Here is a 26,810-nt window from a genome sequence, read left to right as displayed (position 1 = left end):
AAAAACTAGCAGCGCTAGTTAGATTCCGGAGCCGACGTTACGACGCAGTGTCCCGCACGTCCAGTGCCCGCCGCTCACGCGGAGACGCGGGAGTCCGCCATCTCCATCTCCCTGGGCGCGGGCAGCTCCACCTTCGGTGCCGCCTCGCCGCACTGCATGATCCGCGGCAGCCGCAGCGCCATGACCGCGCCCAGCAGCAGCAGACCCGCGCTCACCAGCAGCGTCACATGCAGCCCGTGCACGAAGGAGTCCTGGGCGGCACGGCGCAGCGCCACCCCGACGGGGCCGCCGAGGCGCCCGGCGACGTCGTACGCCTCCCCCAGCGAGTGGCCCGCCGCGGCCGAGGCGTCGGAGGGCACACCGGGGACGTGCGACAGCCCGGGCGCATACGCGGCGTTCATCACGCTGCCCAGCAGCGCTATGCCGATCCCCGCGCCCAGCTGGTACGACGTCTCGCCGACGGCCGCGGCCCCGCCGGCCTGGTCCGGCGGCGCCTCGCTCAGCATCGACTCGTAGGCGCCGAAGAGCGTGGTCTCCAGGCCGAAGCCCAGCACGACGAAGGCGGACACCAGCAGGCTCGGGTTGTCCGTGCCGCCCATCGCCGTCAGCAGCAGCACCGACACCGCCGTCAGGCAGAAGCCCAAGCTCACCATCCGGCGCGGCCCGAACCGCCTCAGCATCCGGGCCCCGGCGAGCCCCGCGGCCATCGCGGCGAACGTCAGCGGCAAGAGGCGCAGGCCCGTCTCCAGCGGCGACAGCCCCAGCACCAGCTGGAGGTACTGCGCCGCGATCAGTTCCAGTCCGACCAGGGCGAGCATGGCCAGGACGATGCAGCCCACGGACGTGCTGAAGGCGGGCCGGGCGAACATGCGCAGGTCGACCAGCGGATGCGCACGGCGACGCTGGCGCCGTACGAACACGACCAGCAGCACCGCGCCCACGAGGAGCGGCGCCAGGGTGAGGACGCCCAGCTCGCCGCCACCCAACCGCTTCACGCCGAAGACCACGCCGAAGAGGCCGGCCGCGGCCGTCAGTGCGCCGACCACGTCCCAGGGGCCGTCGCTCGCGCCCTTCGACTCGGGCAGCAGAAGCCGTCCGACCGGCAGGCTGACCAGCATCAGCGGGATGTTGACGAGGAAGACCGAGCCCCACCAGAAGTGCTCCAGCAGGAAGCCGCCGAGCAGCGGGCCGACCGCCGCGCCGACCGCGGCGACCGCGCTCCAGACACCGATCGCGAGCGCCCGCTCACGCCGGTCGGGGAAGACCTGGCGGAGGATCGAGAGCGTCGCGGGCATGATCATCGCGCCGCCGACGCCGAGCAGCGCCCGGGCCAGGATCAGGACCTGCGGGTCGCGGGCGAACGCCGCGAGCGCGGAGGCGAGGCCGAAGAGGCCGTAACCGAGCAGAAGGATGCGTCTGCGGCCGACCCGGTCACCGAGCGTGCCGAAGAGGATCAGCAGCGAGGCGCAGACGAGGGGGTAGACGTCGACGATCCAGAGCAGCTCTATCGCGCCGGGCTTGAGGTCCTCGGTGACGGCGGGCACCGCCACGTGCAGCACGGTCGCGTCGACCGCGACCAGCAGCAGGCTCACGCAGAGGACGACGAGGACGACCCAGCGGTTGGCACCGGCCCCGGCCGCCCGGCGGCGCAGCACAGCGGCGGCCGTCGTCGTCCCGGACATGTACGTACCTCCCAGATGTTCCCTCGCGGTCGGCGGGCACACGGGGTGGGGACTCCCCGGGACTCGGCCGGAGAGAAGCGGTGGTCTCCGGCCCGCGCATCGAAGGCGAGTGACACGTCAGCGTACGCGCATTCGCGCCGGGGTCACGTGGCGGACCTCTCAGACTTCGCACCGACCGGTGTGGCATACGCCACTTCTCCCTCCCTTTCGTCCCCGCCCGGTTCCCCGGATCCGGCGGCGCCGATAATCGAGCCCGTGACCGATCTTGCGACGCGTACCGCGCCACCCCGTGACGGGGCTCTGCGCCGTGCGGCCCCCGCCCTCCTCGGGTACGCGGCCGTGCGCGCCCTGGGCCTGGTCGTGCTGGCGATGTGGAGCGCCGCGCGCGGCAAGAGCGCGTACACCCTGCTGACCGCCCGCTGGGACGCGCTCTGGTACACCCGGGTCGCCGATCTCGGGTACGGCTACGAGGTGCGGCTGCCCAACGGCGACGTGCACTCCAATCTCGCCTTCTTCCCGCTGCTGCCCTGGCTCGAGCGGCTGCTGCACGCGGCCACGCCCCTGTCGTACGCGGACGCCGGCTTCGCCGTCAGCCTGCTCGCCGCGCTTGCCGCGGCCTGGGGGATCTTCGCGGTCGCGGATCATGTGTACGGCCGCGGGGCGGGGGTCTGCGCCGTGCTGCTGTGGGCCGTGCTGCCCGTCGGGATCGTGCAGTCGATGGCGTACAGCGAGTCGCTGTTCACCGCGCTCGCCGCCTGGTCGCTGTACGCGGTCCTGGCCGGCCGCTGGCTGACCGCGGGCACGCTCGCCGCGCTGGCGGGGCTGACCCGGCCGGTCGGGCTCGCCGTCGTCGCCGCGGTGTGGGCCGCCGGCATCGCCTCGTTCGGGCGAGAGCGAAGCGCCGCGGCCGCGGGCGCCGCCCGCGCCGACGAACGCGCCCCCGCGCCGTCCGCGGACCGTCCCTCGGGGCGCGCCACGACACACAAGAGCGCACCGGAGCCGCCGCGCGCCCCTGGCATCGCGCGCCGCGTCACGGCGATGCTCGTGGCCCCGCTGGGCGCCGCGGGCTACGTCCTGTGGGTCGGCCACCGCACCGGCAAGGGCCCGCTGGGCTATCTGGACGTCCAGGCGGGCTGGCGCAACGGTTTCGACGGCGGCGCCGCCTTCGCCCGCTTCGTCGCCGACAAGTTCACGTCGTTCCCGTCGGCCCTCGCGGGCGCCGGTCTCGTCGCCGGGGTGGCCCTGGTGGTCTGGCTGTACGTCGTCTGCGTACGGCAGCGCCAGCCGCTCCCGCTGCTGGTGTACGCGGGTGTCGTCACTGCACTGGCCCTGTGCGCGTCGAGTTATTTCGGCTCGAAACCGCGCCTGCTGCTGCCGGCCTTCCCGCTGCTGCTGCCGCTCGCCCTGGCCCTGGCCCGGCTGCGCGTGACGCGGTCGGCGCTGGTGGTGGCCGGTGTCGCGGTGTCGTCGGCCGTCTACGGGGCGTTCTGGCTGAACGGCTCCGGTCCACCATGATCGACCCGCCCCGGGCCGGTGAGCACACGGGTAAATCCACCCCAGCATTCGGTGAACGAATTCATAAGTCCCATAAAACTGATTCGCAGAATGATCAAAGGAATTGAAGGGACCCCGGGGCCCGCATTGCGGAATCCTTGGAAATAACGCGGCCACTGAGAGGAATCCCACATCACATCGTCATCACAAAGCCGCTGATTCGCCGGAGAACTGAGCTCACTCGCTGTAACGTCGATTGGGTGCGTACCGAACGAAACCTCACCCGTCTGGACCGGGTGTTCGCCAGACTGGACCGGGAGCCGGAACGACCGGCCCTCATCGATGTGCCGAAGATGAGCAGGCACCGGGTCGCGTTGCTGACCGGGACCCTTGCCTTCTACCTGGCGATCGTGTGGGCCGTGGTGACCACCTCCTGGCTGGTCCGCCTCGACTGGCAGGTCATGTTCTTCCGGCCGTACCAGCAGTGGTCGCATATCCACTGGTTCGTCGACTACTACGTGGTGCTCGGCCAGCGCGGCCCCACCGCGGTGATGGTCGCGGCCTGGCTGGGCTGGCGCTCCTGGCGGCAGCACACGCTGCGCCCGCTGCTGACGCTGGGCACCGCGCTGCTGCTGCTGAACATCACGGTCGGCGCGGCCAAGCTCGGCATGGGCCGCCTGGGACCCCACTACGCGACCCTGATCGGCTCGAACGAGATGGGCCTGGGCGGCGATATATTTCCGAGCGGTCACACCGCGAACGCCGTGGTCACCTGGGGAATCCTGGCCTATCTGGCGTCCACCCACCGAGCCCGCCGCTGGCTGTCCGCCCTGTCCGCACTCACCGCGCTGGGCGTCGGGATGGCCACGGTCTACCTCGGTACGCACTGGCTGAGCGACGTGCTCCTCGGCTGGGCCGCCGGCCTGCTGATCCTGCTGGCGCTGCCCTGGTGCGAGCCGCTGATCGCCCGCGCCGAGGACGCTCTCTTCGACCTGCGCGACCGCTGGCGCGCCCGCGGCACCGCCCCGGCCCCGGCCCCGGCCGCTCCGGTCGGCACCCCAGTTATGCTCCAGTCGCGTGCCCCCGCGGCGCAGGACGAGGCCACCGCGCGCGGCACCGCAGCGACCCGTGCGGCCCGGCAGCCGGTCTATCTGGCCCCCGGCCCGCACACGACCCGTTCGGAGCGCACTCCGGTCACCCCGGTCGGCAGCCGCCGGCCGCCGCACTCGGACCGCGTCCCGCGCGGCGCCACCACCTCGACGGCCCGGCCCGTGACAGGCGCCTGACCGTCCACCGACAGCGGGGTCGGTACGCACAGCCCACCCCCGCACGGCGAAGGCCCCGGTTCCGTCCAGGAACCGGGGCCTTCGCCCTGTGTCAGCCCTTCCAGGACCGCACCACGCGGTCGCCCTCCACCTCGAAGTTCAGCCGGCCCACGCGGTACTCCATCGTGATGATCGCCCCCGGTGGCAGGGAGCGCACCGTGGTCCATCCGTGCTCCCGCGCGCGCCGCTCGGCGCCGGCCGTATCGAGGCCGACGTACGCGTCCGGATCGTCCTGGGACTCCGCCTGCGGAGTGGGTATCGGTGCCATGCCGCCACGCTAGGCCCTGTCCGCCGGGCAGGGAAGCAGGGACCCTCCCAGGGACCCCGCGTCCCCCTCCGGTCACACTTCTGTCACAGGATCACGACACGCGTTTCGGCCCGACGGCATCACCCGAACGGACGGATCCGTACGCCTTCCGCAGGCAATCGAACGTAATTGCCGCGTGTCGCCCCCGCACTTCGAATAGCCCGTCGGAAAGTGCCCGGAGAACTGCCCCCGGACTCCTTTCCCGGCCGATTCCGGACAGGTTCGCGGAAGCTGACACCGCATAGGAAATGCACGGCTTCAGCACAGAACCCCCGCACGCCCCCTGTCGGAGTGAGCGGGGGCGCGAGCATCATGGCGTGAGCTCGCGAGCAGGTGTGCGCGGGCGGCGGACCCGGGGCGCGACGAGCGAAGGGGCGAGCGAGCGATGGGGACCCAGACCGTGCAGGCGGCGGCGCGACCCGCGCAGATCAGCGAGCACGGGCGGCTGGTCGTCGACTGGCTGACGACCACCGACCACAAGAAGATCGGCCACCTCTACCTGATCACGTCGTTCGTCTTCTTCCTGATCGGCGGGGTGATGGCGCTGCTGATGCGCGCCGAGCTCGCCCGGCCGGGGCTGCAGATCATGGACAACAACCAGTTCAACCAGTTGTTCACGATGCACGGCACGGTGATGCTGCTGCTGTTCGCGACCCCGATGTTCGCGGGCTTCGCCAACGAGCTGATGCCGCTGCAGATCGGCTCCCCGGACGTCGCCTTCCCGCGCCTGAACATGCTGTCGTACTGGTTCTTCCTGTTCGGCGGCCTGATCGTGCTCGGCTCGCTGATCGTGCCCGGCGGTCCCGCCGCCTTCGGCTGGTTCGCCTACGCGCCGCTCAACAGCGAGGTGCGCTCGCCCGGCGTCGGACCCGACCTGTGGATCATGGGGCTCGCGCTGGCCGGCTTCGGCACGATCCTCGGCGCGGTCAACTTCATCACCACCATCATCGGGATGCGCGCGCCCGGCATGACGATGTTCCGGATGTCGATCTTCACCTGGAACACGCTCTTCACGTCGATCCTGATCCTGATGGCGTTCCCGGTGCTCGCGGCCGCGCTGCTGTGCCTGGAGGCGGACCGGCGGTTCGGGGCGCACGTCTTCGACGCGGCCAACGGCGGCGCGCTGCTGTGGCAGCACCTGTTCTGGTTCTTCGGCCATCCCGAGGTCTACATCATCGCGCTGCCGTTCTTCGGCATCGTCACGGAGATCCTCCCGGTCTTCAGCCGCAAGCCGCTCTTCGGCTATCTCACGCTGGTCGGCGCGACGATGGCGATCACCGGGCTGTCCGTGGTGGTGTGGGCGCATCACATGTTCGTCACCGGTGCGGTGCTGCTGCCCTTCTTCTCGTTCGTGACGTTCCTGATCGCCGTGCCGACCGGCGTGAAGTTCTTCAACTGGATCGGCACGATGATCAAGGGCTCGCTGTCCTTCGAGACACCGATGCTGTGGGCCTGCGGCTTCCTGGTGACGTTCCTGTTCGGCGGTCTGACCGGGGTGATCCTCGCGTCGCCGCCGCTGGACTTCCACGTCTCCGACACCTACTTCGTGGTGGCGCACTTCCACTACGTCGTGTTCGGCACGGTCGTCTTCGCGATCTTCGGCGGCTTCTACTTCTGGTGGCCCAAGTTCACCGGCAAGATGCTCGACGAGCGCCTCGGGAAGGTCCACTTCTGGACGCTGTTCGTCGGCTTCCACACCACGTTCCTGGTGCAGCACTGGCTGGGCGCGGAGGGCATGCCGCGCCGGTACGCCGACTACCTCGCGGCGGACGGATTCACGGCCCTCAACACCGTATCGACGATCGGCGCGTTCCTGCTGGGCATGTCGACGCTGCCGTTCCTCTACAACGTCTGGAAGACCGCGAAGTACGGCGTGCCGGTGGACACCGACGACCCCTGGGGCTACGGCCGCTCCCTGGAGTGGGCGACCTCCTGCCCGCCGCCGCGGCACAACTTCCTCACCCTGCCGAAGATCCGCTCCGAGTCCCCCGCGTTCGATCTGCACCATCCGGAGTTCGCGGCGTTCGCCGAGGAGTCTCCCGCAGCAGAGCCCGAGTCAGCCGGTCCCGAGCGGTCCTGATCGCCCCGGTCAGCTCGGCGGGCTCCAGCACCTCGAACTCGAAGCCCATCAGCATGACGTGGATGACCATCACGTCCAGGCTCGCGGCCCCGGTGCGCAGGATGCAGGCGTCCGGGCCGTCCGCCTCCAGGCGGCCCGCCGTGGGCGAGACCCGTTCCACCGCCTCCTCCAGGGGCACCAGCAGCCGGATCACGGCCTGCGAGGCGTACGCGCGCGTGGAGACGCCCTTGGAGACGTAGGCGGCGAGGTCCTCGGCGGGCGGGGTGCGCGGCGCGAAGCGCGGGCCGTGCGGCGGCTTCGGCGTGATCCGGTCGACGCGGAACGTACGCCAGTCGTCGCGGTCCAGGTCCCAGGCGACCAGGTACCAGCGGCGCTCGCTGCACACCAGGCGGTGCGGTTCGACGGTGCGGCGGGTGGCGGTGCCGCCGTGGTCGCTGTACTCGAAGCGCAGGCGCTCGGCGTCCCGGCAGAGGTTGGCCAGCTCGGTCAGGACGCCCGGGTCGACCGCGGAGGCCTGCGGGCCGCGCAGCATCGGCACGGTGAAGGCGTTCAGGGCGCCCACGCGGCGGCGCAGCCGGCCCGGCAGGACCTGCTCCAGCTTGGCGAGGGCCCGCACGGAGGTCTCGCCGATGCCCTCGATGCCCTGGCCGGCGGCGGTGCGCAGCCCGACGGCGACGGCGACCGCCTCGTCGTCGTCCAGCAGCAGCGGCGGCAACTCGGCGCCCGCGCCCAGCTGGTAGCCGCCACCGGTGCCGGGGCTGGCGTTGACCGGGTAGCCCAGCTCGCGCAGCCGGTCGACGTCGCGGCGCACGGTGCGCGCGGTGACGCCGAGGCGTTCGGCGAGATCGGCGCCGGACCACTCGCGGTGGGCCTGGAGGAGCGAGAGCAGCCGCAGGAGTCGAGCCGAGGTCTCCAACATGGTGGTGAGTCTGCCAGGGATCGCGGACAGAGGTTGTCCGCAAGGGTCCCTAGCGTGGGGTTCATGGCAGACAACAGCGTGCACAGCTTCCGGATCGACATCCCGCAGGCACAGCTCGACGACCTGCACACCCGCCTGGACCTGACCCGCTGGCCGGACGAACTCCCGGACGCGGGCTGGGAGTACGGCGCCTCGCTGCCGTACCTCCGCGACCTGACGGCGTACTGGCGTGGCGGCTACGACTGGCGCGAGCACGAGGCCGCGCTCAACGAGATCCCGCAGTACACCACCGAGATCGACGGCGCCACGGTGCACTTCCTGCACGTCCGCTCCCCCGAGCCGGACGCGCTGCCGCTGATCCTGACGCACGGCTGGCCGGGCTCCGTCGTGGAGTTCCTCGGCCTGATCGGCCCGCTCAGCGAGGAGTTCCACCTCGTGATCCCGTCCATCCCCGGCTTCGGCTTCTCGGGGCCGACGCACGAGAAGGGCTGGAACGTCGCGCGCACGGCACGCGCCTGGGCCGAGCTGATGCGCAGGCTCGGCTACACGCGCTACGGCGCCCAGGGCGGCGACATGGGCGCCCTGATCTCCCCCGCGCTCGGCCGCGTCGCGCCCGAGGCCGTGGCCGGCGTGCACGTGAACGCCGCGTCGGTGGGCTTCATCCCGCTCGGCCCGGTCGACGACGGGACGCGGCAGGAGCTGACCGACCGGGAGCGGCAACGCCTCGCCCGGATCGCCGAGTTCACCACCGACGGCTTCGGCTACAACGCCCTGCAGTCGACCCGCCCGCAGACCCTCTCCTACGCCCTGACCGACTCGCCCGTCGGCCAACTCGCCTGGATCATGGAGAAGTTCCAGGCGTGGACGCACTCCTCGGCGCCGCTGCCCGAGGACGCGATCGACCGCGACACCCTCCTGACGAACGTGATGCTGTACTGGCTGACCGGCACGGCGGGCTCCGCGGCCCGGATGTACTACGAGAACAGCCACGTCCCGGACTGGTTCCCGACCGCGCCGTCCGGGGTGCCGACCGCGGTGGCGAACTTCGCCGAGGACGTCGCGATCCGCCGCTGGGCCGAGCAGGCCAACACCGTCGTCCGCTGGACGGAGTTCGACCGCGGCGGCCACTTCGCCGCCCTGGAGGTGCCCGAGCTGCTGACGGGCGACGTCAGGGAGTTCTTCGGCTCACTGCGGTGAGGTCAGTGCGCTGAGGCGCACGCGGTGACGGACACCGACAGGTCGTTGTCGCGCGTGTAGTACGGCCCGGCCTCCACCGGGCCGTACGCCGCGTCCACGCGCACGCGTGGATAGGTGAACACGGGCTTCTTGTCGGCCACGTCGTCGAGCAGCCGCGCGACCCGCACCGCCGGTCCGGCCTCGCCCGCGGGCCGCAGCCACAGGTCCCACACGCCCGGCTCCAGGGCCGCGTAGACCACCTGGAAGCGGAACCCGGCGCGGTCGGCGAGGACTTCGGTCCGCCGGACCGGCACGGACGCGTGACGGCCGTGGATCTCGGCGTGGGCGTGCGGGCCGAGCCCGGTGCCGTACATCCGCCCCGACACGGTCAGCACGCCCTGTCCGACGCGCAGTTCGCCCACCTCGGCGTGCGGGGCGCGCAGCCAGCTGCGGACGACGAGCCGGCCCTGGCGGGTCGCGTACGGGATGCGGACGGCGACATGGCCGCGCGAGCCGCTCGGGGTTCGCGCGGCGAGCGAGCGCAGGTCGGTGGTGCCCAGTTGCAGGCGGCGCGGCTCGCCGGCGTCCACGCGTGCGGAGGCCTCCCAGCGCCCCTCGGAGAGGGCGACCGTGCTGGGCAGCGCGGCGCGCAGCCGGCCGTCGCCGGCCGGGGTCAGCGGCAGGCACACCTCCTCGTGGCCGTCGCGCCGGCGCAGCACCATGTGCGCGCCCGCGGCCTCGCCGGCGGCGGGGACGTCGAAGGTCAGCCCGCCCGCCGAGTCGGCGACGCAGTCGGCGCGCAGCGGCGTGGAGCGCGGAGCCAGCGTCCTCATCCGGTCAAGATCCTCCCTCGGCCTGTGCTGCCCGGTTAGACCCGCGGCCCGCCCCTTTGGTTGCGTTCCGTGCCCGCGGATCTACGGCCGGTAGGGCAGCTGCGGCACGTCGAAGCAGGTGCTGTTCATGTCGCCCTGGGACACCCATCCCCTGCCGTCCTGCCAGCGGGCCACCGACAGACAGGTCCTGCGGTGCTTCGGCGGCTCGGCCAGCCGCTCGAACGCGACCGGAACCAGCAGTCCGTCCGCGGTGAAGTTCTCGCTGCGGTTCATGAAGGCGTCGACGCACGCGCGCGTGATGCCCTGGTCCGCGCAGGATTCGGCGGCGTCGGTGAACCACATGCCGGCCGCCCAGCCCTCCAACTGCCACTGGGAGTGCGTCTTCAGGCCCTTGGTGGCGTCCCGGAACCGCCGTACGGCCGCGTCGCCCGTGTCCTGGAAGTTGCGGCTGGAACCGGTCGCCCACAGGGCGTTGCGGCAGCGCGGGGAGTCCTTGTAGTCGTCGGCGACGGTGGACGTCCAGTTCTGCACGTTGGTGACCTTGGCGGTCACCTTGGCGCCGACCTGGTCCATCGCCCGGCACAGCTGGGCGTTGCCGTGGGTGTCGATGGCGTCGAAGACCAGGTCGGCGCCCTGCTCCTTCAGGTCGGCGGCGGCGGCACGGAAGTTGGGCAGCGCGAAGTCGACCTCCTCGGGGACCACCTTGTAGCCCTCGGCCTTCAGGCCCTGCTCGACGAGGCGGGCGTATGCCGCGGAGGACGCCTGGTTGTACGACACCACGGCCGCCGTACGGGCGCCCTTCTCGCGCTTGAAGTAGCGGTAGACCTCGGTGCCTCCGTAGAGCTTCCCGTCCCAGCCGGGGGTGCCGTCGCGGGGGGCGAGGCTGCCGTAGATGCCGTAGAGGTGCGGCCAGGTGTCGTAGGCCGCGCCGATGGGCTGGCCGCCGATGTCGGGCACGCCGGCCTGGGAGACGCGGGAGGCGCTCGCGTAGTCCAGGGCCGTGGTGGCGACCAGGGCGACCACCTTGTCCTGGTCGATCAGCTGGTGCACGCAGGTGTTGTTGCCGACGCCGCTGCCGCCGTCGTCGCACTCGCGCACCTCGACGGGGTGGCCGTCGATGCCGCCTGCCGCGTCGAGCCGGTCGAACCACGCCTTGGCGCCGTCGCGCGGGCCGGTGAAGGTGCTGCCCCCGACCGGGCTGGTGGCGCTCGTGAGGATGCCGACGCGGACGGATGCGGCGCTGCTCGGCGCGGGCGCGTTCGTGCGGCCGTCGTGCTCGAAGTCGCTCTCCGGCAGCCGACTGCCGCAGGCCGTGCCCGCCAGGAGCAGCAGCACCGCGGCCGCGGTCTCAGCAGCCCGGGAGCGCCGAAGCCGAGGCATTTCCGCTCATGCCCACCAGTGCGCAGAGGGTGTTGACGGAGACCTTCCAGGTGCCGTTCTGCTCGACGGCCGTCCCGGAGGCGTTCGGCAGCGCGGTCGCGCCCTTCAGGGTCAGGTCGTAGGTCACGGTCGCCTTGGCCGGCGAGGTGAACTCGACCTTCGTCACCTTGGCCTGCACCTCGCCGCCGCGCTGGTCACCGCCGAAGGCCCGCATGACCGGGGCCATCCGGTCGCCGTTCTCCAGGACCGCCTGCTTGTCCTTGGTTGAGGTGGCCGGGTCGAAGAACTTCTTCCAGTTCTGCTGGATCTCCTTCGTGGCGGCCGCGGGATCGGCCGGCGCGGTCGCCGGGGCGCTCGTCGTCCGCTGCACGGACGGGGCGGGGGGCGTGCTCGCGCTGCCGCCGCCGCTGTCGTCGCTGCACGCCGCGAGGACCGGGGCAAGGACGAGGACGAGTGCGAGGGCGGCCGGCGCCGCCGTGCCCCGGCCCGCCGCCCGTGGGCCGCGCCCCCCTTGTGCGTTCCCCCGCCTGAGGTCGCTCCCGAGAACCATCTGGCTCACCACCGGGTGTCGGTCCGGGCAAGGTGCGCCCGGTGCTTTCAGGGTCAGCTTCCAGAGGGCATAGTGCAAGCCATTGGCTGACATGGACAGACACATGCACCAGAACGCGACGTGCGGGAGCCATTGATGCGGACAGGCCGACTGCGGAGTGTGCACCCCGTGCTGTGGGCCGGGTGGGCCGCGCTCGCCACGGGCGCGGTGCTGTGCGTCATCGGCTGGTACGGCGTCTCCGGCGAGCGGTTCGCCGAGCGCCAGCTGCCCTATCTCGCCTCCTGCACGGTCCCGGGCGCGGCGCTGATCGTCGCCGGTGCGGTGCTGCTCACCCAGGGGCGCAACGCGCTGGCCGCAGCGCGCGTGGAGGAGTTGTACGGCCTTCTGGTGGCGGCCGGCTCCGCCGACGCCGAGGAGTCCGGGCCGGCCACGGCCGCGCTGCCCCTCGCGGTCAGCGGCGAGCTGCTGATGGTGCCGGGCGGCACGCTCTGGCACCGCGCGGACTGCCCGCTGGTCGCCGGGAAGGTGGAGGCCGTACCGGTGGACACGAAGCTGATCGCGAGCGGCGAACTGGGCCCGTGCCCGATCTGCGAGCCCAGCGGCGACACCGACTGATGTCCTCGCTGACCTACGACCTCACCTTGGCCGGCCTCTCCGTCGGCAGCGCGGCCGCGCTCACCGGAATCGGCCTGATCGTGACGTACCGCGCGACCGGTGTGCTCAACTTCGCGCACGGCGCGATCGCGATGGTGTGCGCGTACGTACTGCGGCAGTGCGTGGTCGAGTGGGGGTGGCCGCTGTGGCCGGCCGCGGCGGTGACGCTCGTGATCCTGGCGCCGGGGATCGGCGTGGCCCTGGAGCGGTTCGTGTTCCGGCCGCTGGCGATTCTGGGCGGCGATCCGGCGCAGACCCTCGTCGCCTCCATCGGGGTCTTCGTGCTGCTGGTGGGCGGCGCGGCGGTGCTGTGGGGGCAGGGCGCGCGGGACGACGCGCCGGAGCTGGTGTCGGCCGACCCGTGGGGGCAGCTGGGCGTGGCGCTGCTGCTCGCCGCGGGGGTCGGGGCGGTGATCCGCTGGACGCGGTTCGGCACGGAGCTGCGGGCCGTGGTGGACGACCGGCAGCTCGCGGTGCTGGGCGGGATCGACGCGGACCGGGTTGCGGCCGCGGGCTGGGCGTTCGGCTCGTTCACGGCGGGCCTGACGGGCGTGCTGCTGGCGCCGTACGTCCGCCTCGACCCGTACGGGCTGCCGCTGCTCGTGATGGAGGTGGTGGCGGTCGCGGTGGCGGCGCGGATGCGCAGCCTGCCGGTGACGGTCGTCGTCGCCCTGGGCATCGGGGTCGCGCAGAGCCAGCTGACGCGACTGCACCCCTCCGGCTGGGCGGAGCCCCTGCTGCAGGCGGTGGGCGCGAACCTGTTCGTGGTGGCCCTGCTGGTCGCGTCCCTGGTCCTGCCCCGCATCGGCACCCGCGACGCCCTGCCGCGCACGGCCTCCGCGCGCGTGCCGACGCCGCAGGGCGCGTGGATAGTGGCCATCGTCCTGTTCCTGCTGCCGCTCGGCTTCGCCGGCCCCGACCTGCACACGTCCGTCCAGGTGCCGGCTTTGGGCGTGGTACTGCTCTCCCTGGTGGTGGTCACCGGCCGCGGCGGCCAGATCTCGCTGGGGCAGGCGGCGTACGCGGGTCTGGGCGCCCTGTTCACGGCACTGCTCGCGGCGGGCCGCTTCCCGGGTCTGCCCCGCCTGCCCGAACTCGCCGCGCTCGCCGCGGCGGTGGTCCTGGTCGCTCCCCTCGGCCTGCTCACCGGCTGGCCGGCCATCGGCCGCCGGGGCCTCGCCCTCGCGCTCGCGACGTTCGCGGTGGGCGTCGGCGTGAGCCGCTTCGTCTTCGCCCAGCCGTACGCCACCTCCGGACTCGCGCTGGACCGCCCCGCGGGCTTCGACGGCGACCACGCCTACTACGTGCTCGAACTGGCCCTGCTGGCGGCCGCGTTGCTGGCGACCCGGGCGCTGCGCCGGGGCCGCACGGGCCGCGCGCTGGCGGCCATGCGGGACCACGAGCCGGGCGCCCGCGCCGCGGGCGTCCAGGTCCCCTCGCTCAAGCTCCTGGCCTTCGTCTCGGGCGCCGCGCTGGCCGCCCTCGGCGGCGGCATGCTCGGCATGGGCGTGCGCGCCTTCGACCCCACCGCCTTCGACCCCGTCCGCGGCCTGCTGTGGTTCGCCGCGGTGGTGGTCCTCGGCGCCGACAGCACCCTGGGCGCCCTGCTGGCGGCGGCCTTGCTGGTGGGCCTGGACGCGGGCGCGCGCGGCGGTGTGGCGGCGGCCCTGATCGGCGTCCTGGCGGTCCTGGTCGGACGCTTCCCGGGCGGCCCGTACGAGGCGCTGCGCACGGGGGCGGAACGCCTGCGCCTGCGCCGGAGCGCGAAGCTGACACCAACGGGCTTGCGCGCACGCAACCGGCTACGGCCGGCAGCCGCCGATGGTGCCGGCGTCCCACAGGGGCCACCCGCACCCGACGACGAAAGCAGGACGTGTGGTGCGGGTGGGGAACCAGACCCGGCCGAAGGCCGGGTGCACCCGAACGAACCCGCACCCGAACTGTCGGCCCACGCCCTCCACGCCCGCTACGGCACCTTCACCGCCCTCGACGGCGTGGACCTGGACGTCACCCCCGGTCGTGTCACCGCGATCGTCGGCCCCAACGGCGCGGGCAAGAGCACCCTGTTCCACTGCCTCGCGGGCACCCTGCGCCCCACCCACGGCCGAGTGACCTTCGGCGGACGCGACATCACCCGTCTCCCCGCCCACGCCCGCACCCGCCTCGGCATCGCCCGGACCTTCCAGCAGCTCGCCGTCTTCCCCTCCCTGACCGTCGCCGAGAACGTCCGCGTCGGCGCCGAACAGGGCCGCCTGCACGACCCGGCGGCCGTGGAACGCGCGCTGCGGCTCCTGTCCCTCGACGGCCCGCTGCGATCCCTGCCCGCCGCCGGACTCCCCACCGGCACCCTCCGCCGCGTCGAACTCGCCCGGGCCCTGGCCGGCGGCCCCCGCGTCCTGCTGCTCGACGAACCGGCCGCCGGTCTCGACAGCGCGGAGGTCGCCGCCCTGGCGCGCGTGCTGAAGGCGCTCGCGGCCGACGGCACCGCCCTCCTCGTCGTCGAGCACGACCTCGACCTGGTCGCCGATCTCGCGGACGTGGTGCACGTGATGACGGCGGGCCGCATCGTCGCCTCGGGCCCGCCCGGGCACGTGCTCGACGCCCTCGGCACCACGGGGGCTGAGGCATGACCCTCTCGCTGCGCCACGCGCGCGTGCGCTACGGCCCCCTGGAGGCCCTGCACGGTGTCACGCTCGCCGCGCCCGGCCCCGGCCTCACCGTCCTGCTGGGCCGCAACGGCTCCGGCCGTACGACAGCCCTGCGCGCGCTGGCCGGCACGGTGCCGCTGTCGGGTGGCGCGGTGGTCTGGGACGGCGTCGACGTGACCCGGATGCCGGCCTTCGAGCGGGCCCGGCGCGGACTGTGCATGGTCCCCGAACGGCAGGCGGTCTTCGGCTCCCTGACGGTGCGCGAGAACCTGGAGCTGACCGCCCGCGACCACGCCGCCGCCCTCGACGCCTATCCGCAGCTGGTGCCGCTGCTCCCGCGCCGCGCCGGCACCCTGTCCGGCGGCGAGCAGCGCATGCTCGCCCTCTCCCGCGCCCTGCTGGCACGCGCGCGCGTGGTGCTCGTCGACGAGCCCGCGCAGGGCATGTCGCCGGCGGTCGCGGCGCGCACGTACGACCTCCTGGGCGCCCTCGACGCGTGCGTGGTGGTGGCCGAGCAGCGGTTGCCGCCCGGGCTCCAGGACCGCCCCGGTGTGCTGGTGTACGAACTGCGCCGCGGCGCCGTCGTGTTCAGCGGCGAGGCGGCCGAGCGGGAGCGTCGGTCAGGGGCGGGCCGAACTCCGCGCGGGCCCGGTGCGGCTCCAGGCCGCCGTCCGGGTCCTCCGGGGTGAGCGGCAACGCGCCGGGGGCCGCCTGGCCGGAGACGCCGGAGCTCATGTCGTCGGAGGGGTCGAGCCCCGGCAGGACGCCGTGGACGCCGAGCAGTTCCACGATCGACGCGAGCGTCCGGCCGGGCCGCGCGGTCAGTACGCGCCCTTCCAGCCGGTAGCGGTCCGAGCAGACGGGCCAGGAGTTCCAGCCCTGCTCGGCCAGCACCTTCTTGGCGACGGTGATCTGCTCCTCGCGCGTGGCGAGGTCCGCGCGGGCGGCGAACTTCAGCCCGCCGAAGGCCTTCCAGGTGGACTGCGCGAACTGCAGGCCCCCGTAGTAGCCGTTCCCGGTGTTGGCGTCCCAGCGCCGGCCGCTCTCGCACTCGGCGAGGCAGCCCCAGGGCCAGTGGTCCTTGGCGCAGTCACGGGCCACGCGCCCGGGCACGGCGTGCGGATGCTGGGATGCCGGTGCGGCCTGGGCGGCGGCAGGGGCGAGGAGGCCGGAGAGGGCGGCGGCCACGACGAGTGCGATCGGCATGCCGTACGTGCGGGTGCGACACCGGCGGAGCGTGCGGTGCCTGCGGGGCGTGCCGTACCTGTGGTGCGTGCGCAACATCGGGCCAAGGTAAGCAGTGGGCGGCCCCCGACCGCTCCGGCGCGTCCGGAGCGCCGGAGGGCCCCACCCGGTCGGACGACCGGACGGGGCCCGTGCCCGGTGAGGGGAGCGGCTCAGAGCTGGAGCTGCTGCCCGGGCACGATCATGTCGGGATCACCGCCGATGACGGACCTGTTGGCGGCGTACAGCTTCTGCCAGGTGGTCCCGTGCCGGGCGGCGATCTTGCTCAGGGTGTCGCCCGGGCGCACGGTGTAGTCACCGCGCGAGGAGCCACGGCTCGCGTGGCCCGTCGAGCGTGCCGGCGCCTTCGACGGCTTCTTCGACGGGGCTGCCTTGGTGGTCTTCGGGGTCTTGGCCGACTTGGTGGTCACCGAGCCGGAGGAGGCCGGCGCACTGCCGTACGCCCCGGCCCGGGCCGAGCAGACGGGCCAGGCGCCCCAACCCTGGGCGCGCTGGACCTTGGTCGCGACGGCGATCTGCTGGCTCTTGGAGGCCTTGTCGGCCGTCGACGCGTAGGCCGCTCCGCCGTACGCGCGCCAGGTGCCGGCGGAGAACTGGAGCCCGCCGTAGTAGCCGTTGCCGGTGTTGATGTGCCAGTTGCCGCCGCTCTCGCACCGGGCGATGCGGTCCCACACTCCGTTGTCGGCAGCCGCGGCGTTCCCGGTCGCGGCCAGCAGGCCGAGCGGGGCGGCGAGCAGTGCGGCCCCGGCGAGGACCGCCGTCGTACGAGTCGGCGTCCTACGAGCGTTGTCGTGACGATCGCTGCCGTGCGTGGTATCGGCACATTCGGACATGAAGTTCCCTCTCGAACAACCCGGGGTCCCCCTGACCGGGCGCGCCCTCCCCCTCACCTGAGTGGTCGTCACGCCAGGCCCCGTCCGCCGGAGGTGATGCTGAGCTGGCGTGTTGCGGCCGGCGGACGTACCCGAGCGGTGCTCGTTGCACACGGCGGAGGAATCTAGAGAGCCTGTCGAGCCGTCAGCAACCAACTCCTTGTCATTCCAGGCCAGTTCGCCGTTACCGCCGGTAGCAGCGACTTCCGGACACCCACTTCATTCGCGGATTTCATGATTTGTCGGCCTGAGACCCGGACGATCTGTGACTCACCTCACGAAACCAACTTCCTTGGATTTCCAAGGACTTGACGGTGAGTGCCCGATTCCGTACATGCGGTGACCCTGTGCGGTGGATGGTTCGATTCCGTTCGCCGTCAGGCGTGACTCCCGCCACAGATCACCCGTTGTCTTCTTCATGAGCCCGGGCCCACCCGGTTCACGGGCCGGGAGCCACCCGGCCCCGCCGCGCACCACGACCCCGAGGGAGCCACCCGTGCCGCGCATGCTCGACGTCAGCGACCAGGTACGCGCCGAGATCGGCGACGAAGAAGCCGACCGGCTGCTCGCCGGAGAGAACCCGGGCAGTTACGACTGCACGTCCTGCCGCACCCCGGGCGACTCCGAACAGGAGCGCACCAGCACCGTCCTGTTCATCGGCGAGGAGACCGCCGTCCTCGCCTTCGCCCACGCCACCTGCCTGCCCTCGCAGGTCGTCCAGGTCACCGAGGAGCAGCTGCAGGGCGCGGTGCGGTCCATCTCCGGCAACACGGTGGACATGGACCCGGCGCAGGCCGTCCCGGAGCAGGCCGTGCTCGGCGTGACGAGCGGACTCGTCCTGATCGCAGGCGAGTTGCACCCGGCGCTGGTCGTCGAGCCGACCGGCCCCATCGTGCGGCCCGGCACCACGGAGGCCGGCGACGACTTCCTGCCGCTGCTCATCGAGCAGGGGTTCATGCCGCTGAGCGAGCTGGCCGAGGTGCCGCCGGTGCTGCACGGCTGGTCGGTGCTGCTCGCGATGGGCCAGCTGCACGCCGTGCTCCAGCCCGGCAGCAACGGCGGTCAGCCGGTGGCCTGGTGGCAGGCCCATCAGCCGCTCCAGGTCACCGAGGGCTGGCGGACGGCCGCCAACAAGCTCCAGCAGGTGCTCCTGTTCGCCGCCCCGGTGGGCTCCATCGGGCGCCAGCCACGCGAGGACCTGCTGCGGGACGCGCTGGACAAGGCGGCGGCCAACGGCAAGCTCGTCGGTGTGGCCATGCCCCTCGCCGGGACGTGAGTGCGCCCGGCGCGTGCGCCCAACGGGGCCGGCCCTGGCCGCATCTCCTGAGGTCCGGGGTCGTTTGGACATACGTGCACCCATACGACGTTCCCCGCCGCCAGTCCCTCCAGCCGATTCCGTCCGCGCGGTCGGCCCAGGACGTCCCGGGCGGCCCCTCGGCCACGCCCATCTACGACGCCCTCTACGCCGAGTACGTCAAGTCCTTCCGTACGCTGCCGGGCGACCGCAGCGGCGAGGAGGAGCTGGGGTTCACCGCCTTCGGGAACATCCCGCACGGCGCGGGGATGTACACCAGACACCGGCCGGGCTCCTTCAGCAGTTCCTACAGCGCCTACAGTGCGGGAGCCGTCAGCGCCCGGCAGCAGTCGCAGTGGCAGCGCATCGGATCGGCCGGGCACCAGGCCTCGGGGCTGCACCACCTGCCGGCGGCGCTGCCGCCCGGCCCGCGCGGCGTCCACTGACCCCACGGACATGACGAAGGGGCGGCCCCCACCGGGGCCGCCCCTTCGTCATGTCGGACTACTTCTTCCTGCCGCGCTTCTCGCGCACCCGCACCGAGATGTGGATGGGCGTGCCCTCGAAGCCGAACTCCTCGCGCAGCCGGCGCTCGACGAAGCGCCGGTAGCCCGCCTCGATGAAGCCGGAGGCGAACAGCACGAACCGCGGGGGCTTGGTGCCGGCCTGCGTGCCGAAGAGGATGCGGGGCTGCTTGCCGCCGCGGATCGGGTGCGGGTGGGCGGCGACCAGCTCACCGAGGAAGGCGTTCAGCCGGCCGGTCGGCACACGGGTCTCCCAGCCCGCGAGCGCCGTCTCGATCGCCGGGACCAGCTTCTCCATGTGGCGGCCGGTCTGCGCCGAGACGTTGACCCGGGGCGCCCAGGCGACCTGGCCGAACTCGGTCTCGATCTCCCGCTCCAGGTAGTAGCGGCGCTCCTCGTCGAGGGTGTCCCACTTGTTGTAGGCGATGACCATGGCGCGGCCCGCGTCGACGGCCATGGTGACGATCCGCTGGTCCTGGACCGAGATGGACTCGGATGCGTCGATCAGGATGACCGCCACCTCGGCCTTCTCGACGGCCGCGGCCGTACGCAGCGAGGCGTAGTAGTCGGCGCCCTGCTGGAGGTGGACGCGCTTGCGGATGCCGGCCGTGTCGACGAACTTCCAGGTGACGCCGCCGAGTTCGATGAGCTCGTCGACCGGGTCGCGGGTGGTGCCCGCCAGCTCGTTGACGACGACGCGCTCCTCGCCCGCAACCTTGTTGAGCAGGGAGGACTTGCCGACGTTCGGGCGGCCGATGAGGGCGATCCGGCGGGGGCCGCCGATCCCGGCGCCGCCGAAGGTCTGCTCGGGGGCGTCCGGCAGCGCCTCCAGGACGGCGTCCAGCATGTCGCCGGTGCCGCGGCCGTGCAGGGCGGAGACCGGGTGCGGCTCGCCGAGACCCAGCGACCACAGGTAGGCCGCGTCCGCCTCGCCGCTCGGGCCGTCGACCTTGTTGGCGGCCAGCACCACGGGCTTGCCGGCCTTGCGCAGCAGCCGTACGACCGCCTCGTCGGTGTCGGTGGCACCGACCTTGGCGTCGACGACGAACACGACGGCGTCGGCGGCCTCGATCGCGTACTCGGCCTGGGCGGCCACGGAGGCGTCGATGCCGAGGACGTCCTGCTCCCAGCCGCCGGTGTCGACGACCTTGAAGCGGCGGCCCGCCCACTCGGCCTCGTAGGTGACGCGATCGCGGGTGACGCCGGGCTTGTCCTCGACGACCGCCTCGCGGCGGCCGATGATGCGGTTCACCAGGGTCGACTTGCCGACGTTCGGGCGGCCGACGACGGCGAGGACGGGCAGCGGTCCGTGGCCGGCCGCCTCGATGGCGCCCTCCACGTCCTCGAGGTCGAAGCCCTCTTCCGCGGCGAGCTCCATGAACTCCGCGTACTCGGCATCGCCAAGTGCTCCGTGGTCGTGCTCTTCGGAAGAGCCCTCGGAGTGGATGTGGTCGTTCATGAAGTCCGTACCTCGTTCATCGTGGTGGTCGGTGGAACACCCGGGTTTCTGCCGGTTGATCCACTACTCAGTGTCGCCTAGCGGCTGGTGAGCCGCCTGGCGTTTTCCAGGTGCGCGGTGAGCTGCTTCTGGATGCGCTCGGTCGCCTCGTCGAGCACCTTGCGCGTACGCCGTCCGCTGCCGTCGCCCGCCTCGAAGGGCTCGCCGAAGACGACGTCGACGCGGCTGCGCAGCGGAGGCAGCCCCTTGACCAACCGCCCGCGCCGCTCGGAACTTCCCAGCACGGCGACCGGGACGACCGGGGCGCCGCTGCGGACGGCGAAGTAGGCGAGCCCGGCGCGCAGGGAGGCGAAGTCGCCCTCGCCGCGGGTGCCCTCGGGGAAGATGCCGAGGACGCCGCCCTCGGACAGCACCTCGAGGGCCTGCGTTATGGCCGTGCGGTCGGCGGTCGAGCGGTCCACCTTCAGCTGGCCGATGCCCGTCAGGAACGGCCCCAGCGGCCCGACGAACGCCTCCTTCTTGATCAGGAAGTGCATCGGCCGGGGCGAGACGCCGAGGACCATCGGGCCGTCGATGTTGTGCGAGTGGTTGACGGCGTAGATCGCCGGACCGGTCGCGGGCACCTTCCAGGCGCCGAGCACGCGCGGCCGCCACAGGCCGTACATCAGGCCGACGCCGATGCGCCGCCCGACCTCGGCGCCCTTCTCGGAGGGAGCAGTCACTTCCCGGCCCGCTTCTCCTCGACGAGGGTGACGACGCACTCGATGACCTGCTGGAGCGTGAGCTCGGTGGTGTCCACCTCGACCGCGTCGTCCGCCTTGGCGAGCGGCGAGGTCTTGCGGGAGGAGTCGGCCGCGTCGCGCTTGATCAGCGCCTCGCGGGTCGCGTGCACGTCGGCGTTCTTGAGCTCGCCGCTGCGGCGGGCGGCGCGGGCCTCGGGAGAGGCGGTGAGGAAGATCTTCAGGTCGGCGTCGGGCAGCACGGTCGTACCGATGTCACGGCCCTCGACCACGATGCCCCGCTCCGCCGCGGCGGCCACCGAGCGCTGCAGCTCGGTGATCCGGGCCCGCACCTCGGGCACCGCGCTGACCGCGCTGACCCGGGAGGAGACCTCCTGGGTGCGGATCGGCCCGGCCACGTCCACGCCGTCGACCGTGATCGTCGGGTGCGCCGGGTCCGTGCCGGAGACGATCTCGGCCTTGCCGGCCACGTCGGCGATCGCCGTCGGGTCCTCGATGTCGATCCCGTTGGTCACCATCCACCAGGTGATCGCCCGGTACTGGGCACCGGTGTCCAGGTAGCTCAGGCCGAGCTGCGCGGCGACGGCCTTCGACGTGCTCGACTTGCCGGTGCCGGCGGGGCCGTCGATGGCGACAATCACGGGCTGGGCGGCGCCGTTTTCCACGGGGGGACACCTTCCTGGTGCGGTGTGGCGAGTGGTGGGCGGGGCGCGAGGGCGCCCCGCACAAGGTTACTGGCTCGCCGGCACCCTTCTTACAGGCGGATGATCCGGGTGATCACCTGGCCGGCGTGGGCCCGCTCACTGCCTGATCGCCCAGCCCCGCTCGCGCAGCGCCGCCGTGAGCACCGGCGCCGCCTGCGGCTCCACCATCAGCTGCACCAGGCCCGCCTGCTGGCCGGTGGCGTGCTCGATGCGCACGTCCTCGATGTTGACCCCGGCCCGCCCGGCGTCGGCGAAGATCCGGGCCAGCTGACCGGGCTGGTCGTCGATGAGGACGGCCACGACCTCGTACGCCCGCGGCGCGGAGCCGTGCTTGCCCGGGACGCGCACCTGCCCGGCGTTCCCGCGCCGCAGGACGTCCTGGATGCCGGCCGTGCCCTCGACCCGCTTGGCCTCGTCGGAGGACTGCAGGGAGCGCAGGGCCCGGACCGTCTCGTCCAGGTCGGCGGCGACGTCGGAGAGCAGGTCGGCCACCGGGCCGGGGTTGGCGGACAGGATGTCGATCCACATCCGGGGGTCGGACGCGGCGATCCGGGTGACGTCCCGGATGCCCTGGCCGCACAGCCGTACGGCCGCCTCCTCGGCGTTCTCCAGCCGGGCCGCCACCATGCTGGAGACCAGGTGGGGCATGTGGGAGACCAGGGCGACGGCGCGGTCGTGGGCGTCGGCGTCCATCACGACCGGCACGGCGCGGCAGTGCGAGACCAGCTCCAGGGCGAGGTTCAGCACCTCGGTGTCGGTGTCCCGGGTCGGGGTGAGGACCCAGGGGCGGCCCTCGAAGAGGTCGCCGGTCGCGGCGAGCGGGCCGGACTTCTCGCGGCCCGACATGGGGTGCGTCCCGATGTACGCCGACAGGTCCAGGCCCAGCGCCTCCAGCTCGCGCCGCGGGCCGCCCTTGACGCTGGCCACGTCGAGGTAGCCGCGGGCCACGCCCCGGCGCATGGCGTCGGCCAGCACGCCGGCCACATGGGCGGGCGGCGCGGCGACGATCGCGAGGTCGACGGGTCCGGCGGGCGCCTCGTCGGTGCCGGCGCCGAGCGCCGCGGCCGTACGGGCCTGCTCCGGGTCGTGGTCGGCGAGGTGGACGACGACGCCCCGCTGGGACAGGGCGGCGGCGGCGGACGTGCCGATGAGCCCGGTGCCGATGACGAGCGCGGTCCTCACTGGGCGATGTCCTTGCGCAGGGCGGCCGCGGCGCCGAGGTAGACGTGGGCGATGTCGGCGCGGGACCGGTCGGACTCGATGTGCGCGAGGACGCGCACGACACGGGGCATGGCGCCCTCGATGTCCAGCTCCTGCGCGCAGATCAGCGGAACGTCGACGATGCCGAGCTTGCGGGCGGCGGCCGCCGGGAAGTCGCTGTGCAGATCGGGCGTGGCCGTGAACCAGATGCTGATCAGGTCGTCGGCGGTCAGGGCGTTGCGCTCGATGATGGCGGTGAGCAGGGCCCCGACCTGCTCGTCCATGTGGCCGGCCTCGTCCCGCTCCAGTTGGACGGCTCCCCGGACCGCTCGTACCGCCACGGCTTGGCTCCTTGCTGTTCTACGGATCGGCTCTACGACCGTCCAGCGTAGTCAAGCCCGCGGCGAGCGGGTGGGCGGCGCCCGCCCGCTGAGACGGGAGAGCACCGCGCACACCGCTCGCCGCGGGTACCGGAGACATTGCCAATGTCACCGAATCGCCCCAATTCCGCTACTTGGCGTCGGACGCCCCTCTGCGCCTCTTTACGCCGGGCCCGCGGTCCGCTCTGATGGCAGGACACTCGCCTCGGGGGAGGCCCGTATGAAGCGTCCTGGACCGCTGCTCACCTTGCTCGCGGGACTGCTGCTCGGCCTGTTCATGCTGATTCTCAATACGACGACCGGGACGCAGACCGCCTCGTCGACGTACAAGAAGGAGCCGCCCGCCGCCTCGGCGTCACCGGCTCCGGCCAAGTCCACCGCGTCACCGAAGCCGTCGCCGTCGCGGTCCGCGGTGACCGACGCAAGTTACGCCGGACGGACGGACGACGACTCCTCCGCCGTCGCCGTCTCGGTGCACGACGGCAGGGCGATCGCGTACTTCTGCGACGGCCGCTCCAAGGAGTCGTGGCTTAAGGGCGCCGTCAAGGCCGACGGCAGCATGCGGCTGACCGGCAGGGACGGCGCCGAGCTGAACGGCACCGTGAAGGAGAACAAGCGCATCCGCGGCTCGGTCGACATCGGCGGCGGGCACTACGCCTTCACCGCCGACAAGGCCAAGAAGCCGTCCGGGCTGTACCGGGCGACGGCCACCGTGCGCGGGGCGAAGATCGACGGCGGCTGGATCGTCCTGCAGAACGGCCGGCAGGTCGGCGTCGTCACCCGGAACGCGAAGGCCTCGGCCGCACCGGCCATCGACCCGGCCACGGGTGCGGTGACGGTCGACGGGCAGCAGCTCACGGCCCGTCCTGTGACCCCCTGACACCACCTTCCGCTCCAGGGAGCCGACCATGACCGTCGACCCGAACGCCGCCACACAGAGCTTCCCGCCCCCGCAGCCGGCCCGCCGCGCTCCGGGCGCCGCCCGCTACCTCGTCCCGGCCCTGGTGGCCGCCGCGGTGGCGGTCGGCCTCGGCGTCTACGGCCGGACGCACGACCCGGCCGGGACCGCCTTCAACATCGCGGGCTTCAGCAGCACGGGCGCCGTGAAGTCCTGGCTTGCGACGACCGCGTTCTTCTTCGCGCTCGTCCAGCTGGTCAGCGCCTTCATGGTGTACGGCAAGCTGCCGGGCCCGCGCTGGGCGCCGAAACTGCACCGCTGGTCGGGGCGGATCGCGTTCGTCGTGGCCGTCCCGGTCGCCGTCCACTGCCTGTACGCGCTGGGGTACCAGACGTACGAAACACGCGTGATGGCCCATTCCATCCTGGGTTGTTTCTTCTTCGGTGTTTTCAGTGCAAAGATGCTACTGCTCCGCTCGGAGCGGCTGCCGGGCTGGCTATTGCCGCTCGTCGGCGGACTGGTCTTCACCGCGCTCACCCTCATCTGGCTGACCTCGGCCCTCTGGTTCTTCCGTACGTTCGGAGTGACGACATGACCCACCGCTCGACCCGACGCACGGTCCTCCTCGCGACGGGCGCGGCCACGCTCGCCGCGGGCTGCAGCAAATACGGCGACGGCAACGACTCCGGATCGTCGTCCGTGCAGGCCTCCGGCGGGCAGGAGCTCGCGAAGACGGCCGACATCCCGGTCGGCGGCGGCAAGATCTTCAAGAACGAGAAGGTCGTGGTGACGCAGCCGAAGAAGGACGAGTTCAAGGCCTTCTCGGCGGTCTGCACCCACCAGGGCTGCACGGTGAGCGCCGTCGCGGACGGCACCATCAACTGCCCCTGCCACGGCAGCAAGTACCGCATCGCGGACGGCTCGGTGGCGGGCGGCCCGGCGCCGAAGCCGCTGCCCGAGGAGCAGATCGACGTGCAGGGAAATTCGATCCGGCTGGCGTGAGGCGCCGCGTACGCTCCCGGGCATGCACCCCGAGACCCTGGTACGCGACCACACGATCTACGCCTGCGTGATGGGTTCGCGCGCCTTCGGTCTGGCGACGGAGGGCAGCGACACCGACCGGCGGGGCGTGTTCCTCGCGCCCACGCCGCTGTTCTGGCGCTTCGAGAAGCCGCCGACGCATGTCGAGGGGCCGGCCGAGGAGCAGTTCAGCTGGGAGCTGGAGCGCTTCTGCGAGCTGGCGCTGCGCGCGAATCCGAACATCCTGGAGTGCCTGCACTCCCCGCACGTGGAGCACGTCGACGACACCGGCCGTGAACTGCTCGCGCTGCGCGGGGCGTTCCTCTCCCGCCGGGCCCACGAGACCTTCGCGCGCTATGCGCTCGGCCAGCGCAGGAAGCTGGAGGCGCACGTCCGCCTGCACGGCGCCCCGCGCTGGAAGCACGCCATGCACCTGCTGCGCCTGCTGATCAGCTCCGGGGACCTGCTGCGCACCGGCGCCCTGACGATCGACGTCGGCGACCGGCGCGAGTCGCTGCTCGCCGTCAAGCGCGGCGAGGTCCCCTGGCCCGACGTCGAGTCCTGGATGAACCGGCTGGCGGGCGAGGCGGACGAGGCCGCCCGCCGCAGCCCGCTGCCCGAGGAGCCGGACCGGCGCCGCGTCGAGGCGTTCCTCGTCCGGGTCCGCCGCTCATCGGCCCTCCAGCCGGATGCGTACGAGGAAGTCGTGCAGGGCGTCGTGGACGGTGGCGGCCGCGGGTAGCGCCGAGGCCGCCTGCGCCTCGTCCAGCACGGCGTGCAGCCGCTCGACGTCCGCCGCCACGCGCGCGTGGTCGACGTCCGCGTCCCCGTGCTCGCGTTCCGCCTTCGCCGCGATCAGGTCGGGCAGGTAGGCCGGCGCGTCCACTTCTCCCAGCAGCGTGGGCAGATGGGCCCGCACCTCGCCGCTGCGCATCAGATGGATGCCGGTGAGCAGCACCCGGAACGTGTAGAGCAGCGGCTTGAGTTCACCGGTCCTGCCGAACAGGCGCCACTGCGTCGCCGCGAACCCCCGGTAGTGGTGGGCGTGATGACTGGTGATCACTCCGGGTGCGAGTGCGGCGAGTTCGCGGTGCGCGTCGGTGGTGTGCACGACCAGGGGGGAGAGCAGCTGCTCCAGCACGTAGCCGTTGCGGCGCAGCATCAGCCGGACGAACTTGCGGACGTCGTGCGTGACGAGGTCCATCTCGACGCCGTCCCGGTCCCACATCCGGGACCGGGTCTCCTCGGGCTCCCGCAGCCCGACGAGGTCCGCGGCCGGCAGCAGGTGCGTGCCGCGCAGGTCCACGTCCGAGTCGCGGGACGGGAAGCCGTAGAGATGCGCGCCGGAGACGGTCGCGAACAGCACCGGGTCGGGCTGTTCGGCGACCACCGGGGTGAGGTCGATGGCGAGGGCGTCGATCATCCC

At 72.5% G+C, this 26,810-nt stretch carries 26 protein-coding genes and 1 pseudogene; 13 read left to right on the top strand and 14 right to left on the bottom strand.

The window, feature by feature from the left end; translation table 11 throughout:
* Positions 1–74: 74 nt before the first annotated feature.
* Positions 75–1,682 (bottom strand): MFS transporter, encoded by a 1,608-nt coding sequence (locus tag ACFU97_RS08990; protein WP_384252886.1) that lies wholly within the window; start codon positions 1,680–1,682, stop codon positions 75–77.
* 255 nt (positions 1,683–1,937) lie between these two features.
* On the opposite strand from ACFU97_RS08990, the gene ACFU97_RS08985 reads away from it, so the two are divergent.
* On the top strand, positions 1,938–3,197 hold the full coding sequence (locus ACFU97_RS08985) for a hypothetical protein (protein WP_384252883.1): 1,260 nt from the start codon (positions 1,938–1,940) through the stop codon (positions 3,195–3,197).
* Between the two features lie 239 nt (positions 3,198–3,436).
* A complete protein-coding gene (locus ACFU97_RS08980) occupies positions 3,437–4,462 on the top strand; it encodes a phosphatase PAP2 family protein (RefSeq protein WP_384252881.1) in 1,026 nt (341 codons plus the stop codon).
* A 91-nt stretch (positions 4,463–4,553) separates the two neighbouring features.
* Here ACFU97_RS08980 and ACFU97_RS08975 read toward each other — a convergent pair whose 3' ends face one another.
* On the bottom strand, positions 4,554–4,769 hold the full coding sequence (locus ACFU97_RS08975) for an I78 family peptidase inhibitor (protein ID WP_384252879.1): 216 nt from the start codon (positions 4,767–4,769) through the stop codon (positions 4,554–4,556).
* 424 nt (positions 4,770–5,193) lie between these two features.
* Between ACFU97_RS08975 and ctaD the strand changes: the two are divergent.
* A pseudogene (gene ctaD / locus ACFU97_RS08970) lies at positions 5,194–6,720 on the top strand (cytochrome c oxidase subunit I); the annotation flags it as partial.
* 46 nt (positions 6,721–6,766) lie between these two features.
* Here ctaD and ACFU97_RS08965 read toward each other — a convergent pair.
* The gene (locus ACFU97_RS08965; RefSeq protein WP_384252876.1) at positions 6,767–7,807 is read right to left on the bottom strand and encodes a helix-turn-helix transcriptional regulator; all 1,041 of its coding nucleotides are present in this window, start codon (positions 7,805–7,807) and stop codon (positions 6,767–6,769) included.
* Between the two features lie 63 nt (positions 7,808–7,870).
* On the opposite strand from ACFU97_RS08965, the gene ACFU97_RS08960 reads away from it, so the two are divergent.
* Positions 7,871–9,004, top strand: coding sequence for an epoxide hydrolase family protein (locus ACFU97_RS08960; RefSeq protein ID WP_384252874.1), 1,134 nt, complete (start codon positions 7,871–7,873; stop codon positions 9,002–9,004).
* 2 nt (positions 9,005–9,006) lie between these two features.
* Here ACFU97_RS08960 and ACFU97_RS08955 read toward each other — a convergent pair whose 3' ends face one another.
* From ACFU97_RS08955 to ACFU97_RS08945, 3 genes are all read right to left on the bottom strand, one after another.
* A complete protein-coding gene (locus ACFU97_RS08955) occupies positions 9,007–9,816 on the bottom strand; it encodes a hypothetical protein (protein WP_384252871.1) in 810 nt (269 codons plus the stop codon).
* Positions 9,817–9,897: 81 nt separating this feature from the next.
* Positions 9,898–11,196 carry an ABC transporter substrate-binding protein gene (locus ACFU97_RS08950; RefSeq protein WP_384252869.1) on the bottom strand — a complete coding sequence of 433 codons (1,299 nt, stop codon included), beginning with the start codon at positions 11,194–11,196 and terminating at the stop codon, positions 9,898–9,900.
* Positions 11,165–11,746 carry a hypothetical protein gene (locus ACFU97_RS08945; protein WP_384252866.1) on the bottom strand — a complete coding sequence of 194 codons (582 nt, stop codon included), beginning with the start codon at positions 11,744–11,746 and terminating at the stop codon, positions 11,165–11,167. Before ACFU97_RS08945 ends, ACFU97_RS08950 begins: the two co-directional genes overlap by 32 nt.
* A 135-nt stretch (positions 11,747–11,881) precedes the next feature.
* Here ACFU97_RS08945 and ACFU97_RS08940 point away from each other — a divergent pair, with 135 nt between their 5' ends.
* Genes ACFU97_RS08940 through ACFU97_RS08930 form a run of 3 tightly spaced genes read left to right on the top strand, consistent with a single transcriptional unit; the run spans position 11,882 to position 15,737 of the window.
* Entirely contained in the window at positions 11,882–12,361 is a 480-nt protein-coding gene (locus ACFU97_RS08940) for a hypothetical protein (RefSeq protein WP_384252864.1), read from the top strand.
* Positions 12,361–15,030 carry an ATP-binding cassette domain-containing protein gene (locus ACFU97_RS08935; protein WP_384253474.1) on the top strand — a complete coding sequence of 890 codons (2,670 nt, stop codon included), beginning with the start codon at positions 12,361–12,363 and terminating at the stop codon, positions 15,028–15,030. The genes ACFU97_RS08940 and ACFU97_RS08935 overlap by 1 nt, the downstream gene beginning before the upstream one ends.
* Positions 15,027–15,737 (top strand): ATP-binding cassette domain-containing protein, encoded by a 711-nt coding sequence (locus tag ACFU97_RS08930; protein ID WP_384252862.1) that lies wholly within the window; start codon positions 15,027–15,029, stop codon positions 15,735–15,737. The genes ACFU97_RS08935 and ACFU97_RS08930 overlap by 4 nt, the downstream gene beginning before the upstream one ends.
* On the opposite strand, the gene ACFU97_RS08925 is transcribed toward ACFU97_RS08930, so the two are convergent.
* Entirely contained in the window at positions 15,637–16,332 is a 696-nt protein-coding gene (locus ACFU97_RS08925) for a transglycosylase family protein (RefSeq protein ID WP_384252859.1), read from the bottom strand. The two genes, ACFU97_RS08930 and ACFU97_RS08925, sit on opposite strands and share 101 nt — an antisense overlap.
* 113 nt (positions 16,333–16,445) lie before the next feature.
* Positions 16,446–17,126, bottom strand: a complete 681-nt coding sequence (locus ACFU97_RS08920) for a transglycosylase family protein (RefSeq protein WP_384252857.1) — start codon at positions 17,124–17,126, stop codon at positions 16,446–16,448.
* Between the two features lie 535 nt (positions 17,127–17,661).
* Here ACFU97_RS08920 and ACFU97_RS08915 point away from each other — a divergent pair.
* Both ACFU97_RS08915 and ACFU97_RS08910 read left to right on the top strand, forming a co-directional pair.
* On the top strand, positions 17,662–18,441 hold the full coding sequence (locus ACFU97_RS08915; RefSeq protein ID WP_384252854.1) for a hypothetical protein: 780 nt from the start codon (positions 17,662–17,664) through the stop codon (positions 18,439–18,441).
* Positions 18,442–18,515: 74 nt separating this feature from the next.
* Complete coding sequence (locus ACFU97_RS08910) at positions 18,516–18,905, top strand: hypothetical protein (RefSeq protein ID WP_384252852.1); 390 nt, start codon at positions 18,516–18,518, stop codon at positions 18,903–18,905.
* Between the two features lie 58 nt (positions 18,906–18,963).
* Here the strand turns inward: ACFU97_RS08910 and der are convergent, their stop codons facing one another.
* From der to aroH, 5 genes are all read right to left on the bottom strand, one after another.
* Positions 18,964–20,442, bottom strand: a complete 1,479-nt coding sequence (der, locus tag ACFU97_RS08905; RefSeq protein WP_384252849.1) for a ribosome biogenesis GTPase Der — start codon at positions 20,440–20,442, stop codon at positions 18,964–18,966.
* Between the two features lie 77 nt (positions 20,443–20,519).
* Positions 20,520–21,107, bottom strand: coding sequence for a lysophospholipid acyltransferase family protein (locus ACFU97_RS08900; RefSeq protein WP_384253472.1), 588 nt, complete (start codon positions 21,105–21,107; stop codon positions 20,520–20,522).
* 53 nt (positions 21,108–21,160) lie between these two features.
* Positions 21,161–21,847, bottom strand: coding sequence for a (d)CMP kinase (gene cmk / locus ACFU97_RS08895; RefSeq protein ID WP_384252847.1), 687 nt, complete (start codon positions 21,845–21,847; stop codon positions 21,161–21,163).
* Positions 21,848–21,982: 135 nt separating this feature from the next.
* Positions 21,983–23,068, bottom strand: coding sequence for a prephenate dehydrogenase (locus ACFU97_RS08890; protein WP_384252845.1), 1,086 nt, complete (start codon positions 23,066–23,068; stop codon positions 21,983–21,985).
* Positions 23,065–23,427, bottom strand: coding sequence for a chorismate mutase (aroH, locus tag ACFU97_RS08885; protein WP_384252842.1), 363 nt, complete (start codon positions 23,425–23,427; stop codon positions 23,065–23,067). Before aroH ends, ACFU97_RS08890 begins: the two co-directional genes overlap by 4 nt.
* Before the next feature lie 259 nt (positions 23,428–23,686).
* On the opposite strand from aroH, the gene ACFU97_RS08880 reads away from it, so the two are divergent.
* Genes ACFU97_RS08880 through ACFU97_RS08865 form a run of 4 tightly spaced genes read left to right on the top strand, consistent with a single transcriptional unit; the run spans position 23,687 to position 26,126 of the window.
* Positions 23,687–24,346, top strand: coding sequence for a hypothetical protein (locus tag ACFU97_RS08880; protein ID WP_384252840.1), 660 nt, complete (start codon positions 23,687–23,689; stop codon positions 24,344–24,346).
* A gap of 28 nt (positions 24,347–24,374) precedes the next feature.
* On the top strand, positions 24,375–24,959 hold the full coding sequence (locus tag ACFU97_RS08875) for a DUF6529 family protein (RefSeq protein WP_384252838.1): 585 nt from the start codon (positions 24,375–24,377) through the stop codon (positions 24,957–24,959).
* Entirely contained in the window at positions 24,956–25,366 is a 411-nt protein-coding gene (locus ACFU97_RS08870; RefSeq protein WP_384252835.1) for a Rieske (2Fe-2S) protein, read from the top strand. Before ACFU97_RS08875 ends, ACFU97_RS08870 begins: the two co-directional genes overlap by 4 nt.
* Positions 25,367–25,388: 22 nt before the next feature.
* Positions 25,389–26,126, top strand: coding sequence for a DNA polymerase beta superfamily protein (locus tag ACFU97_RS08865; protein ID WP_384252833.1), 738 nt, complete (start codon positions 25,389–25,391; stop codon positions 26,124–26,126).
* Here ACFU97_RS08865 and ACFU97_RS08860 read toward each other — a convergent pair.
* Complete coding sequence (locus ACFU97_RS08860) at positions 26,055–26,807, bottom strand: DNA polymerase beta superfamily protein (protein ID WP_384252830.1); 753 nt, start codon at positions 26,805–26,807, stop codon at positions 26,055–26,057. The genes ACFU97_RS08865 and ACFU97_RS08860 overlap by 72 nt on opposite strands.
* Between the last annotated feature and the right edge of the window lie 3 nt (positions 26,808–26,810).

This window comes from Streptomyces sp. NPDC057616 (assembly GCF_042800575.1).
Lineage (GTDB): Bacteria > Actinomycetota > Actinomycetes > Streptomycetales > Streptomycetaceae > Streptomyces.
This window is presented reverse-complemented; position numbering and strand designations above follow the sequence as displayed.

Bases quoted from the DNA above. Each gene is read 5' to 3' on its own strand.
- ACFU97_RS08880 (WP_384252840.1), top strand. From the start codon at position 23,687: ATGAAGCGTCCTGGACCGCTGCTCACCTTGCTCGCGGGACTGCTGCTC.
- ACFU97_RS08925 (WP_384252859.1), bottom strand. From the start codon at position 16,332: ATGTTGCGCACGCACCACAGGTACGGCACGCCCCGCAGGCACCGCACG.
- ACFU97_RS08955 (WP_384252871.1), bottom strand. From the start codon at position 9,816: ATGAGGACGCTGGCTCCGCGCTCCACGCCGCTGCGCGCCGACTGCGTC.
- ACFU97_RS08950 (WP_384252869.1), bottom strand. From the start codon at position 11,196: ATGCCTCGGCTTCGGCGCTCCCGGGCTGCTGAGACCGCGGCCGCGGTG.
- ACFU97_RS08965 (WP_384252876.1), bottom strand. From the start codon at position 7,807: ATGTTGGAGACCTCGGCTCGACTCCTGCGGCTGCTCTCGCTCCTCCAG.
- ACFU97_RS08930 (WP_384252862.1), top strand. From the start codon at position 15,027: ATGACCCTCTCGCTGCGCCACGCGCGCGTGCGCTACGGCCCCCTGGAG.
- ACFU97_RS08945 (WP_384252866.1), bottom strand. From the start codon at position 11,746: ATGGTTCTCGGGAGCGACCTCAGGCGGGGGAACGCACAAGGGGGGCGC.
- ACFU97_RS08920 (WP_384252857.1), bottom strand. From the start codon at position 17,126: ATGTCCGAATGTGCCGATACCACGCACGGCAGCGATCGTCACGACAAC.
- ACFU97_RS08860 (WP_384252830.1), bottom strand. From the start codon at position 26,807: ATGATCGACGCCCTCGCCATCGACCTCACCCCGGTGGTCGCCGAACAG.
- ACFU97_RS08870 (WP_384252835.1), top strand. From the start codon at position 24,956: ATGACCCACCGCTCGACCCGACGCACGGTCCTCCTCGCGACGGGCGCG.
- ACFU97_RS08875 (WP_384252838.1), top strand. From the start codon at position 24,375: ATGACCGTCGACCCGAACGCCGCCACACAGAGCTTCCCGCCCCCGCAG.
- ACFU97_RS08940 (WP_384252864.1), top strand. From the start codon at position 11,882: ATGCGGACAGGCCGACTGCGGAGTGTGCACCCCGTGCTGTGGGCCGGG.
- ACFU97_RS08990 (WP_384252886.1), bottom strand. From the start codon at position 1,682: ATGTCCGGGACGACGACGGCCGCCGCTGTGCTGCGCCGCCGGGCGGCC.
- ACFU97_RS08960 (WP_384252874.1), top strand. From the start codon at position 7,871: ATGGCAGACAACAGCGTGCACAGCTTCCGGATCGACATCCCGCAGGCA.
- ACFU97_RS08865 (WP_384252833.1), top strand. From the start codon at position 25,389: ATGCACCCCGAGACCCTGGTACGCGACCACACGATCTACGCCTGCGTG.
- ACFU97_RS08935 (WP_384253474.1), top strand. From the start codon at position 12,361: ATGTCCTCGCTGACCTACGACCTCACCTTGGCCGGCCTCTCCGTCGGC.
- ACFU97_RS08900 (WP_384253472.1), bottom strand. From the start codon at position 21,107: ATGTACGGCCTGTGGCGGCCGCGCGTGCTCGGCGCCTGGAAGGTGCCC.
- der (WP_384252849.1), bottom strand. From the start codon at position 20,442: ATGAACGACCACATCCACTCCGAGGGCTCTTCCGAAGAGCACGACCAC.
- ACFU97_RS08975 (WP_384252879.1), bottom strand. From the start codon at position 4,769: ATGGCACCGATACCCACTCCGCAGGCGGAGTCCCAGGACGATCCGGAC.